Below are 11,724 nucleotides of genomic sequence, written 5' to 3' on the forward strand. Positions count from 1 at the left end.
CAATAGGAATTTAACGATGGCAGGCGTTCGAGCGCAACAAAAAGAAAAAACCCGACGGGCGTTGATTGATGCCGCGTTTAATCAGTTGAGCGCGGAAAAAAGTTTTTCCAACCTCAGTCTGCGTGAAGTGGCGCGCGAAGCCGGGATTGCGCCGACGTCGTTTTACCGTCATTTTCGCGATATGGACGAGCTCGGTTTAACCATGGTGGACGAAGCCGGTTTGATTTTGCGCCAGCTAATGCGGCAGGCGCGCAAGCGAATCGAACGCGGCGGCAGCGTGATTGTGATTTCCGTGGAAACCTTTTTTGAATTTATTGATGAACGCCCGAATATGTTCCGTTTGCTGCTGCGCGAAAGTTCTGGTACGTCACAAGAATTTCGTACCGCCGCAGCGCGTGAAATTCAACATTTTGTCGCCGAGCTGACCGAATATATCGTGGTACAGGACAGCGATTCGCGCTATTTGGCGTATGTACAAGCGGAAGGAATGGTGACGATTGTGTTTACCGCCGGCTCGCACGCGCTGGATATGAATAATAAAGAACGGGAAGCCTTAAAACAGCGCTTGATTTTACAGTTAAGAATGATTGCCAAAGGGGCGGTGAAAATCGTCGAAGAGAAAGTGCCGCAGCCTGTCTAATAATGCGGCGGCGGGGTTTCTTCCGCTTGCGAGGCGATATTCGACGGTTGCAAGTCGGTCAGTTTTCTGGCTAATAACCGCACTTGCTGTTGTAAACGGTCGATAATGAATTGTTGCTCGATCAGCGCTTGATTCAAATCTTCGATAGTGCCTTCTTGAAAGGTCAGTTTGACTTCCAGTTCGGCAAGTTGTTGTTGTAATTTATTCAGTGACGGCATATTGATTTTTATAAAAATTGACCTTATATACGGAAAGAATGTACTTTAACCTATTCGGCAACGAATATATAGTATAGGATGATTTATCTAACCACTCCAGACTAAAAGGGGAAAACCAAGATGTTATTGAAAAAGAAATTATCGGTAGTCGCATTATTCATCGCAAGTGCGGTTTCCGCCTCTGCCTTGGCAGCCGGCGAAACCTTAAAAGAGCCGAAATTCGTTGAAGATTCATCTTATGCGCTCGGCGTATTAATGGGAAAAAATATTCAACAAGTCGTTGATTCGCAAAAAGAGCTGATTGCGTATGACCAGGCTCAAATTATCGAAGGTTTAAAACAGACTTTAGAAGGCAAAAGCAAGTTGAATGATCAGCAATTGGAACAACAATTGCGTAAATTGGATCAAGAACTGGGCGCAGTGGTTGCGGAAAAAGAAGCGCAAGCGGCAAAAGAAAACGCAGACAAAGGCGAAGCGTTCCGTAAGGAATTTGCCGCGAAAGACGGCGTGAAAAGCACCAAATCCGGATTGTTATACCGTATTGAGAAAGCCGGCGAAGGGGATACCGTTGAACCGACAGACACCGTCAAAGTCCATTATGAAGGCAAGCTGATTAATGGCGAAGTGTTCGACAGTTCGGTGAAACGCGGCGAGCCGATTGAATTTCAATTGAACCAATTGATTCCCGGCTGGATCGAAGGGATTCCGTTGATCAAAAAAGGCGGCAAAATTGAGCTGGTCATTCCGGCGGAATTGGGTTATGGCAGCCACGCGACCGGCAATATCCCGCCAAATTCGACTTTAGTCTTCGACATTGAATTGTTGGACGTGACTAAAGCGGCAAAACAATAAGCCATTATTTGCAAGACTACCGTAAAGTGCGGTAGTCTTGTCGTTTTCACTGCGTTATTTAAATCCACAATTTGATATGGTACAGGATACTCGACCTTTTACAGAACAAGATCAGGCAATTTTACAATCTTACCGTGCCGTGGTTGACGGCTTGGCGGCATTGATTGGCTCGCATTGTGAAATCGTGTTGCACTCATTGGAAGATCTACAGCGTTCGGCGATTTTTATTGCCAACGGACACAACACCAATCGCAAAGTCGGCTCACCGATCACCGATTTGGCGCTCAGTTCGTTGCACCACATGCAGACCGACAATGTGTCCAAACCTTATTTCACCCGTTCGAAGGGCAATGTATTGATGAAGTCGGTGACGATTGCCATCCGCAATGCAGACAAACGGATTATCGGGCTGTTGTGTATCAATATAAATCTGGATGCGCCGTTGTCACAGGTGCTGCAAACCTTTGTGCCGACCGATACCCAGCAAGAATTATCCTCGGCGGTCAATTTTGCCAATTCGGTAGAAGATTTGGTGGCGCAGACGGTGGAATATACCATTGAGGAAATTAACGCGGATGTCAGCGTGGCGAATAACAGCAAAAATAAACAAATCGTCATCTCACTGTATGAAAAAGGTATTTTTGATATTAAAGACGCGATTCATCAAGTGGCAGAACGATTGGATATTTCGCGCCACACGGTTTATCTGTATATCCGTCAAATTAAACAGGACGAAACGGAGCTGTAATGCGCTACGTGTTACAAGTCACGCAACCGCTATACGGCGGACAAGGCTCGGCCCTAGCCTTACAACTGGCGCAAGCGCTGCTGGCGGCCGGACATCAATTAAGCCAAATCTTTTTTTACCGAGAGGGCGTGTCTAACGGCAATGCTTTCAGCTATCCGGCAAATGACGAACCCAATCTGTTGGCACAATGGCAAGCCTTGGCAAAACAACAGCAAGTGCGGTTGAATCTGTGCGTGGCGGCGGCACAGCGACGTGGCGTGGTTGCGCCGCAAAGTGCGGTTGACGGCATGCAGAATAATTTGGCCGACGGGTTTGAAATCGCCGGGCTGGGCGAATTTAGCCGTGCGGTACTGGAAGCCGACAGGGTGATTACGTTATGAAACTGGCAGTGGTGTTTACTCAAGCCCCCTTTGCTTCTTCCGCCAGCCGTGAAGGCTTGGACGCATTGTTGGCGGCAAGCGCCTTTGTTGCTGAAACAGACATTGGCGTTTTTTTTATCGAAGACGGCGTGCTGAATTTATTGCCGCAACAACCGCACTTGCTGTTACAAAAAGACCACTTGAGCGCATTTAAGTTGTTGGATTTGTATGAGATCGAACAGCGCTATTCGGCACAACAAGCGTGGCAACGGCTGAATTTAAGCAGTGAACATAGCCTTATCACAACACAAGTTTTACCGCTTGAACAATTGCTGCAAAAACTGGCAACGGCAGAAAAAGTGCTGACGTTTTAATTAATGTAGGATTAACTCCAATGCTTTATACTTTTTCGCAAACCAATTATGATTCGCAGTTGTTAGGGCAATACGCCCAAGCGGCAACCGCCGCCGATGCGTTGCTGTTTTGGCAAGACGGCGTATGGGCGTTAAGCAAATACGCCGAGCAGTTGCACGGCTGTCGCGCGGCTATTTATGTGCTGCAACAGGATTTAGCCGCGCGTAATTTGGATATAACGCAGTTCGCACCGCACTTGACGGTTTACAGTTTAAGTTTGCCCGAATGGGTCAGTCTGACCGAACGCTATTTTCCGCAACTGGCACGTTAAACATCCCAAAAGCAGGCAAAGTGCGGTTTGGCCGTACGGTTTAGATCGTGTGCAGAAAATGATCAGCCGATCGTGCGCTAATCCTTGACTTTCTCCCCCCTAAGGTCTAAAATTCTGCGTCCATTCTATTATTGGGTGGAATTAACTTTTACATTCTTTATGAATAATATTAATAAACTGGAGCTTTTTTAATGGCAACTATCAACCAGCTAGTACGCAAACCGCGTGTTAAAAAGGTTGTAAAAAGCAACGTTCCTGCATTAGAGGCTTGCCCGCAGAAACGTGGCGTGTGTACCCGTGTGTACACAACTACACCTAAAAAACCGAACTCTGCATTACGTAAAGTATGCCGTATTCGTTTAACCAATGGTTACGAAGTAACCTCATACATCGGCGGCGAAGGGCACAACCTTCAAGAGCACAGCGTTGTGCTTATCCGCGGTGGTCGTGTTAAAGACTTACCGGGTGTGCGTTACCACACCGTTCGCGGCGCATTAGACTGCGCAGGCGTTAAAGATCGTAAACAAGCGCGTTCTAAATACGGCGTTAAGAGACCTAAAGCTTAATGGATCTCCGTTAAGTAAGGCCAAACGTTAATATTTAGCTTAAACAAACAATATAAACCATAACTCCAGTCAACGAGTTTTGGGTAACCTGAAGAAAAAAACGGAGAAATGCCATGCCACGTCGTCGTGTAATTGGTCAACGCAAGATCCTTCCAGATCCTAAATTCGGATCAGAACTACTTGCAAAATTCATCAATGTATTAATGGTAGACGGTAAAAAGTCTATCGCTGAAAAAATCGTTTACAATGCGCTGGATACATTAGCCGAGCGTACCGGTAAAGATCATTTGGAAGCCTTTGAAATCGCATTGGAAAACGTGCGTCCAACCGTAGAGGTTAAATCTCGTCGCGTTGGCGGTTCAACTTATCAAGTGCCGGTTGAAGTGCGCCCGGTACGTCGTAATGCCTTAGGTATGCGCTGGATCGTCGATGCAGCTCGCAAACGCGGTGATAAATCAATGGCATTACGTTTAGCCAACGAATTATCCGATGCGGCAGACAACAAAGGCGCAGCGGTTAAGAAACGTGAAGACGTTCACCGTATGGCCGAAGCTAACAAAGCGTTTGCTCACTTCCGTTGGTAATCCGACGTTATTGATCATACGGACAACAGGCTTGAGTTTTTCAAGCCTGTTACATACAAAATTCTTTTTCAACGCCTAACGAGAGGAAATAATCGTGGCTAGAACAACTCCAATTGAGCGTTATCGTAATATCGGTATCAGTGCTCATATCGATGCGGGTAAAACAACCACCAGCGAACGTATCCTGTTCTATACCGGTGTAAGTCACAAAATCGGTGAAGTACATGACGGTGCAGCAACCATGGACTGGATGGAGCAAGAACAAGAGCGTGGTATTACCATCACTTCCGCTGCAACAACAGCATTCTGGAGCGGAATGTCAAACCAATTCCCTCAACACCGTATTAATGTTATCGACACCCCGGGACACGTTGACTTCACTATCGAAGTAGAGCGTTCTATGCGTGTACTTGACGGTGCGGTAATGGTGTATTGCGCGGTAGGCGGCGTACAACCTCAGTCTGAAACAGTATGGCGCCAAGCAAACAAATATAAAGTTCCGCGTATCGCGTTCGTAAATAAAATGGACCGTACCGGTGCCAATTTCCTGCGTGTGGTTGAGCAAATCAAAGCACGTTTAGGCGGTAATGCCGTGCCTTTACAGCTGCCGGTAGGCGCTGAAGACAACTTCAAAGGCGTGATCGACTTAGTCAAAATGAAAGCGATCAACTGGAATGAAGCCGATCAAGGTATGACGTTCACTTACGAAGATATTCCGGCTGAATTGCTGGCAGAAGCCGAAGAATGGCAACAAAACCTAATCGAAGCTGCGGCGGAAGCCTCTGAAGAGTTGATGGAAAAATATTTGGGCGGCGAAGAGCTGACCGAAGAAGAAATCAAAAGCGGTCTGCGTCAACGTGCGCTGAACAATGAAATCATCTTGGTAACTTGTGGTTCTGCGTTCAAAAACAAAGGTGTGCAAGCGATGTTAGATGCGGTAATCGAATATTTACCGGCGCCGACAGACGTTCCTGCGATCAAAGGTATCAACTTAGATGACACCGAAGGTGAGCGCCACCCGTCTGATGACGAGCCGTTCTCTGCTTTGGCATTTAAAATTGCAACTGACCCGTTCGTGGGTAACCTGACCTTCTTCCGTGTGTATTCCGGTGTAATCAACTCCGGCGATACCGTAATCAACTCCGTGAAACAAAAACGTGAGCGTTTCGGTCGTATCGTACAGATGCACGCGAACAAACGTGAAGAGATCAAAGAAGTTCGCGCGGGCGATATCGCTGCGGCTATCGGTTTGAAGGATGTGGGTACCGGTGATTCTTTATGTGACCAAAATGCGCCGATTATTCTTGAGCGTATGGAATTCCCAGAGCCGGTAATCTCTGTTGCGGTTGAACCGAAAACCAAAGCTGACCAAGAAAAAATGGGTATCGCTTTAGGTCGTTTGGCACAAGAAGATCCGTCATTCCGTGTTCACACTGATGAAGAGTCGGGTGAAACCATCATCTCCGGTATGGGTGAATTACACTTGGATATCTTGGTTGACCGTATGCGTCGTGAATTTAAAGTCGAAGCAAACATCGGCAAACCACAAGTATCTTACCGTGAAACAATTCGCGAGACCGTTAAAGATGTTGAAGGTAAACACGCGAAACAATCCGGTGGTCGTGGTCAATACGGTCACGTGGTGATTGACCTGTATCCATTGGAGCCGGAAGGTCCTGGTTATGAGTTCGTGAATGAAATCAAAGGCGGTGTAATCCCTGGCGAATATATCCCTGCGGTTGATAAAGGTATTCAAGAACAATTGAAATCCGGTCCGTTGGCAGGTTATCCTGTCGTTGATCTGGGTGTCCGTTTACACTTCGGTTCTTATCATGATGTTGACTCCTCTGAGTTGGCGTTTAAATTGGCTGCCTCTTTGGCGTTCAAGTCCGGTTATATGAAAGCAAAACCGGTATTGCTTGAGCCAATCATGAAAGTTGAAGTTGAAACACCACCGGATTATGTGGGTGATGTAATCGGTGACTTGAGCCGTCGTCGTGCGTTAGTGAACGGTCAAGAAAGTAATGAATTTGTTGTCAAAATCAATGCTGAAGTTCCACTTTCAGAGATGTTTGGTTATGCAACAGACCTTCGTTCGCAAACCCAAGGTCGTGCGTCTTACTCAATGGAACCATTGAAGTATGCCGAAGCACCGACCAGCGTGGCAAATGCTGTAATTGAAGCACGCAAAGCGAAGTAATATTGTTAAACAAATCTACAAGCCGTAAGGCTTGTAGAATTCAGATAAGGAAACTTAATCGTGTCTAAAGAAAAATTTGAACGTACAAAACCGCACGTTAACGTGGGAACAATCGGCCACGTTGACCATGGTAAAACAACTTTAACCGCTGCAATCACAACCGTATTGGCAAAAACCTACGGCGGTGCCGCGCGTGCATTCGATCAAATCGATAACGCGCCGGAAGAAAAAGCACGTGGTATCACCATCAACACCTCACACGTTGAATACGACACCCCTACCCGCCACTATGCGCACGTTGACTGCCCGGGACACGCTGACTATGTGAAAAACATGATCACCGGTGCGGCGCAAATGGACGGCGCGATCTTGGTTGTTGCGGCAACTGACGGTCCAATGCCACAAACTCGTGAACACATCCTGTTGGGTCGCCAAGTAGGCGTGCCTTACATCATCGTATTCTTAAACAAATGCGACATGGTTGATGACGAAGAGTTGTTGGAACTGGTTGAAATGGAAGTGCGTGAGCTTCTGTCTCAATACGATTTCCCGGGCGACGATACCCCAATCGTACGCGGTTCTGCGCTGAAAGCGTTGGAAGGCGACGCTGAGTGGGAAGCGAAAATCATCGAATTGGCAGAGCACTTGGATACTTACATCCCTGAGCCGGAGCGTGCGATCGACCAACCGTTCTTGTTACCAATCGAAGACGTGTTCTCCATTTCCGGCCGTGGTACGGTAGTTACCGGTCGTGTTGAGCGCGGTATCGTACGTACCGGTGACGAAGTTGAAATCGTCGGTATCAAAGACACCACCAAAACCACCGTTACCGGTGTTGAAATGTTCCGTAAACTGTTAGACGAAGGTCGTGCGGGTGAGAACATCGGTGCGTTGTTGCGTGGTACCAAACGTGAAGAAATCGAACGTGGCCAAGTCTTGGCGAAACCGGGTTCAATCACTCCGCACACTGACTTCGAATCAGAAGTGTACGTATTGTCTAAAGATGAAGGCGGTCGTCATACTCCGTTCTTCAAAGGCTACCGTCCGCAATTCTATTTCCGTACCACAGACGTAACCGGTACAATCGAGTTACCGGAAGGCGTGGAAATGGTTATGCCTGGCGACAACATCAAAATGGTTGTCAGCCTGATTCACCCGATTGCGATGGACCAAGGCTTACGCTTTGCGATTCGCGAAGGTGGTCGTACCGTTGGTGCGGGCGTTGTGGCGAAAATCATCAAATAATTGATGTTTGCAAGCACAAACGAGCAAAAAGGCACTTTCGAGTGCCTTTTTTCGATCTGTCCACGCGCAATAAGCCAAGAAATTATCGCTTTTGCCGATAATCCAACTACCCAATCCACAAAGAAAATGCTACAATCGCTCGTTCAAAATTATACCGTTATTCACTGAGTCGGATAGATAAAAAGCATGAGTTTAGAAAATATTAAAAAACAACAACTTATTGAAAGTCATGAGGGCAAAAGTAAAGCAACTAACAATCTGCTTTGGATTTTGGCTGTCTTGTTGATTATTGTTGCAGCTGTCGGCAACACCTACTTTGCCGATCAATTTGCGTTGGCAATTCGTGTTGTGGCGATGGTGATTTTAATGGCGGCAGCACTAGGATTGGCGGCAATCACCAACCAAGGTAAAAAAGCAGTTGCTTATTTCAAAGAGTCCCGCGGCGAATTAAGAAAAATCGTATGGCCTAAACGGTCTGAAGCCACCCAAACAACGTTAATCGTATTTGGCGTAACAGTGGTTGCCTCATTAGTGTTGTGGGGATTTGACTCCCTTATTATTGCCGTGATTTCGTTTTTAACCAACTTGAGATTTTAATTTATGAGTGAGAATACTGCACCTAAAAAACGTTGGTATGTGCTACAGGCTTTTTCCGGCTTTGAAGGTCGTGTCGCGAAAACGTTAATCGAATATATCAAACAGCATAAGATGGAAGATCAATTCGGCGAAGTGTTAGTGCCGACCGAAGAAGTGGTTGAAAATGTTGCCGGTAAACGTCGTAAAAGCGAACGTAAATTCTTCCCGGGCTATGTGTTAGTCCAGATGGAAATGAACGACGAAACCTGGCATTTAGTACGCAGCGTGCCGCGTGTAATGGGCTTTATCGGCGGTACACCGGATAAACCGGCGCCGATTTCAAATCGTGAAGCGGATACGATCCTGAACCGCTTGCAACAAGATGGTGACAAACCGAAACCGAAAACACTATTCCAACCGGGCGAAGAAGTGCGTGTTACCGAAGGGCCGTTTATGGACTTCAACGGTACGGTGGAAGAAGTGGATTACGACAAGAGCCGCTTAAAAGTTTCGGTATCGATTTTCGGACGTGCTACCCCGGTCGAGTTGGAATTCCGTCAAGTGGAAAAAGCGGTTTAATTCAGCCAAACGTATTCAGAATTTCTCAAGTATTTTAGTTTTAAAATGCTTGAAAAGTAGGCGGTGTTTGATTAGAATACCGCACTTTATTAAACAGGGAAGCAAGGAAACTTGCGTTATACCCACCAAGAGGAAACTAAAATGGCAAAGAAAGTACAAGCCTACGTTAAGCTGCAAGTTGCGGCTGGTATGGCAAACCCAAGCCCACCGGTTGGTCCTGCGTTAGGTCAGCAAGGTGTGAACATCATGGAATTCTGTAAAGCGTTCAACGCGCGTACAGACAGCTTAGAAAAAGGCTTACCGATTCCTGTGGTTATTACGGTTTATGCAGACCGCTCTTTCACCTTTATCACCAAAACGCCACCGGCAGCAGTATTGCTGAAAAAAGCCGCTGGCGTTAAGTCTGGTTCAGGTAAACCAAACAAAGAGAAAGTAGGTAAAGTGACTCGTCAACAAATCCAAGAAATCGCTGAAACAAAAGCAGCAGACATGACCGGTGCGAGTATCGAAACCAAAATGAAATCTATTGAAGGTACCGCTCGTTCAATGGGCTTGGTAGTGGAGGACTAATCAGATGGCTAAACTTACCAAACGCATGAAAGCGATCCAAGAGAAAGTCGATTCAACTAAAGCATACGAAATCAACGAAGCGGTTGCATTGTTAAAAGAATTGGCAACGGCAAAATTCGTTGAAAGCGTTGATGTTGCCGTAAACTTAGGTATCGAAGCACGTAAATCCGATCAAAACGTGCGTGGCGCAACCGTGTTACCACACGGTACCGGCCGTGAAGTGCGCGTTGCCGTATTCACTCAAGGTGCAAATGCAGACGCGGCGAAAGAAGCCGGTGCAGATTTAGTCGGTATGGACGACTTGGCCGAATTAGTCAAGAAAGGCGAAATGAACTTCGACGTGGTTATTGCTTCTCCGGATGCAATGCGTGTTGTGGGTCAATTAGGTCAAATCCTAGGTCCGCGCGGTTTAATGCCAAACCCGAAAGTGGGCACGGTGACCCCTAACGTGGCGGAAGCGGTTAAAAATGCCAAATCCGGTCAGGTTCGTTACCGTAATGACAAAAATGGTATTATCCATACCACTATCGGTAAAGTCAGTTTTGAAACTGCACAAATCAAAGAAAACTTGGAAGCCTTATTGGCGGCATTAGTCAAAGCGAAACCAGCCTCGTCTAAAGGCGTGTTTATCAAGAAAGTGAGCTTGTCCACCACGATGGGCGCAGGCGTGACTATCGATCAAACCAGCTTGAACTAATAAAAACTTTACAGGGGAACGGATTATATATATAATCCTCCCCTTATTTTCCGTTTGTATTTTAGACGGAAACTTCTGGTTGGTGCTTGACCTTATTCAAGCCCCATCCAAGACCGCAGGGGAAGTTGCTGTGGGGGGAACTCAGGTAATTTCTTAATTATCCTGCGTAGATGGTGAACAGAATGATGGAAATTTTCTGCTTCTGCGCACCGAAGAACGTCCTGATGTGCTTGCATATCGGGGAATTTAAATCCGGGAAACCGGAGTGTATTCAGGAGCTATAAGCCAATGGCATTAAATCTTCAAGACAAACAAGCAATTGTTGCTGAAGTAAACGAAGCAGCCAAAGGTGCCCTATCGGCAGTGATCGCGGATTCTCGCGGTGTAACTGTAGATAAAATGACTGAATTGCGTAAAACCGCGCGTGAAGCCGGTGTTAATATGCGTGTTGTGCGTAATACTTTATTACGTCGCGCGGTAGAAGGCACTGACTACGAGTGTTTAAAAGACGTGATGACCGGTCCGACACTTATCGCTTTTTCTAATGAACATCCGGGTGCAGCTGCACGTTTGTTCAAAGATTTCGCAAAAGCGAACGATAAGTTTGAAATCAAAGGTGCTGCTTTCGAAGGTAAAATCCAAGATGTTGAATTCTTAGCAACATTGCCGACTTACGACGAAGCAATCGCACGTTTGATGGGTACTATGAAAGAAGCTGCAGCAGGCAAACTTGCTCGCACTCTTGCGGCGTTACGCGACAAATTACAAGAAGCCGCTTAATTGCGTTTCTTACCTCGTTTAATTTATTTACTTTAGGAATTGATTGTTATGTCATTAACTAACGAACAAATCATTGAAGCGATTGCTTCTAAAACTGTAACTGAAATCGTAGAATTAATTTCTGCAATGGAAGAAAAATTCGGTGTTTCTGCAGCAGCAGCGGCTGTAGCGGTAGCAGCAGGTCCGGCAGAAGCGGCAGAAGAGAAAACTGAATTCGACGTTATCTTAACTGCGGCCGGTGCTAACAAAGTTGCTGTTATCAAAGCAGTGCGTGGTGCAACCGGTTTAGGCTTGAAAGAAGCGAAAGACTTAGTTGAATCTGCACCGGCTGCTCTGAAAGAAGGCATTTCTAAAGCTGAAGCTGAAGAACTGAAAAAAGCATTAGAAGAAGCAGGCGCTTCTGTTGAACTTAAATAATTAATTTT

At 46.3% G+C, this 11,724-nt stretch carries 17 protein-coding genes; 16 read left to right on the forward strand and 1 reads right to left on the reverse strand.

Translation table 11 applies throughout. The annotated features are described in order from the left end of the window. Positions 1-16: 16 nt before the first annotated feature. The gene (fabR, locus tag ACWA5Z_RS05095; RefSeq protein ID WP_431054220.1) at positions 17-640 is read left to right on the forward strand and encodes an HTH-type transcriptional repressor FabR; all 624 of its coding nucleotides are present in this window, start codon (positions 17-19) and stop codon (positions 638-640) included. Here the strand turns inward: fabR and ACWA5Z_RS05100 are convergent. Next, positions 637-858, reverse strand: coding sequence for a SlyX family protein (locus ACWA5Z_RS05100; protein ID WP_431054221.1), 222 nt, complete (start codon positions 856-858; stop codon positions 637-639). The two genes, fabR and ACWA5Z_RS05100, sit on opposite strands and share 4 nt — an antisense overlap. A gap of 120 nt (positions 859-978) precedes the next feature. Between ACWA5Z_RS05100 and fkpA the strand changes: the two genes are divergently transcribed. The 15 genes from fkpA to rplL all read left to right on the forward strand — a co-directional run bounded on the left by fkpA (position 979) and on the right by rplL (position 11,716). After that, positions 979-1,710, forward strand: a complete 732-nt coding sequence (gene fkpA / locus ACWA5Z_RS05105) for an FKBP-type peptidyl-prolyl cis-trans isomerase (protein ID WP_431054222.1) — start codon at positions 979-981, stop codon at positions 1,708-1,710. A gap of 76 nt (positions 1,711-1,786) precedes the next feature. Next, positions 1,787-2,458 (forward strand): helix-turn-helix transcriptional regulator, encoded by a 672-nt coding sequence (locus ACWA5Z_RS05110; protein ID WP_431054295.1) that lies wholly within the window; start codon positions 1,787-1,789, stop codon positions 2,456-2,458. Continuing rightward, positions 2,458-2,838, forward strand: a complete 381-nt coding sequence (gene tusD, locus ACWA5Z_RS05115) for a sulfurtransferase complex subunit TusD (protein ID WP_431054223.1) — start codon at positions 2,458-2,460, stop codon at positions 2,836-2,838. The genes ACWA5Z_RS05110 and tusD overlap by 1 nt, the downstream gene beginning before the upstream one ends. Then, on the forward strand, positions 2,835-3,191 hold the full coding sequence (tusC, locus tag ACWA5Z_RS05120) for a sulfurtransferase complex subunit TusC (protein WP_431054224.1): 357 nt from the start codon (positions 2,835-2,837) through the stop codon (positions 3,189-3,191). The genes tusD and tusC overlap by 4 nt, the downstream gene beginning before the upstream one ends. 20 nt (positions 3,192-3,211) lie before the next feature. Continuing rightward, positions 3,212-3,502: a DsrH/TusB family sulfur relay protein gene (locus ACWA5Z_RS05125; protein WP_431054225.1), complete on the forward strand. Its 291-nt coding sequence runs from the start codon at positions 3,212-3,214 to the stop codon at positions 3,500-3,502. A gap of 191 nt (positions 3,503-3,693) precedes the next feature. Next, positions 3,694-4,068, forward strand: a complete 375-nt coding sequence (gene rpsL / locus ACWA5Z_RS05130) for a 30S ribosomal protein S12 (RefSeq protein ID WP_034616415.1) — start codon at positions 3,694-3,696, stop codon at positions 4,066-4,068. A 113-nt stretch (positions 4,069-4,181) separates the two neighbouring features. Continuing rightward, positions 4,182-4,652, forward strand: a complete 471-nt coding sequence (gene rpsG, locus ACWA5Z_RS05135; RefSeq protein WP_431054226.1) for a 30S ribosomal protein S7 — start codon at positions 4,182-4,184, stop codon at positions 4,650-4,652. A gap of 94 nt (positions 4,653-4,746) precedes the next feature. Then, positions 4,747-6,852: an elongation factor G gene (gene fusA / locus ACWA5Z_RS05140; protein ID WP_431054227.1), complete on the forward strand. Its 2,106-nt coding sequence runs from the start codon at positions 4,747-4,749 to the stop codon at positions 6,850-6,852. A 60-nt stretch (positions 6,853-6,912) separates the two neighbouring features. After that, the gene (tuf, locus tag ACWA5Z_RS05145) at positions 6,913-8,097 is read left to right on the forward strand and encodes an elongation factor Tu (RefSeq protein WP_431050653.1); all 1,185 of its coding nucleotides are present in this window, start codon (positions 6,913-6,915) and stop codon (positions 8,095-8,097) included. A gap of 186 nt (positions 8,098-8,283) precedes the next feature. Next, the gene (gene secE, locus ACWA5Z_RS05150; protein ID WP_431054228.1) at positions 8,284-8,694 is read left to right on the forward strand and encodes a preprotein translocase subunit SecE; all 411 of its coding nucleotides are present in this window, start codon (positions 8,284-8,286) and stop codon (positions 8,692-8,694) included. A 3-nt stretch (positions 8,695-8,697) separates the two neighbouring features. After that, positions 8,698-9,252 (forward strand): transcription termination/antitermination protein NusG, encoded by a 555-nt coding sequence (nusG, locus tag ACWA5Z_RS05155; protein ID WP_431054229.1) that lies wholly within the window; start codon positions 8,698-8,700, stop codon positions 9,250-9,252. Between the two features lie 141 nt (positions 9,253-9,393). Further along, positions 9,394-9,822 (forward strand): 50S ribosomal protein L11, encoded by a 429-nt coding sequence (gene rplK, locus ACWA5Z_RS05160; RefSeq protein WP_034617235.1) that lies wholly within the window; start codon positions 9,394-9,396, stop codon positions 9,820-9,822. 4 nt (positions 9,823-9,826) lie between these two features. Next, the gene (rplA, locus tag ACWA5Z_RS05165; protein ID WP_431054230.1) at positions 9,827-10,519 is read left to right on the forward strand and encodes a 50S ribosomal protein L1; all 693 of its coding nucleotides are present in this window, start codon (positions 9,827-9,829) and stop codon (positions 10,517-10,519) included. A 288-nt stretch (positions 10,520-10,807) separates the two neighbouring features. Further along, positions 10,808-11,299: a 50S ribosomal protein L10 gene (rplJ, locus tag ACWA5Z_RS05170; protein WP_431054231.1), complete on the forward strand. Its 492-nt coding sequence runs from the start codon at positions 10,808-10,810 to the stop codon at positions 11,297-11,299. A gap of 48 nt (positions 11,300-11,347) precedes the next feature. Beyond that, on the forward strand, positions 11,348-11,716 hold the full coding sequence (rplL, locus tag ACWA5Z_RS05175; RefSeq protein ID WP_431054232.1) for a 50S ribosomal protein L7/L12: 369 nt from the start codon (positions 11,348-11,350) through the stop codon (positions 11,714-11,716). Positions 11,717-11,724 lie beyond the last annotated feature (8 nt).

The sequence above is a fragment of the Testudinibacter sp. P80/BLE/0925 genome (genome assembly GCF_053570785.1).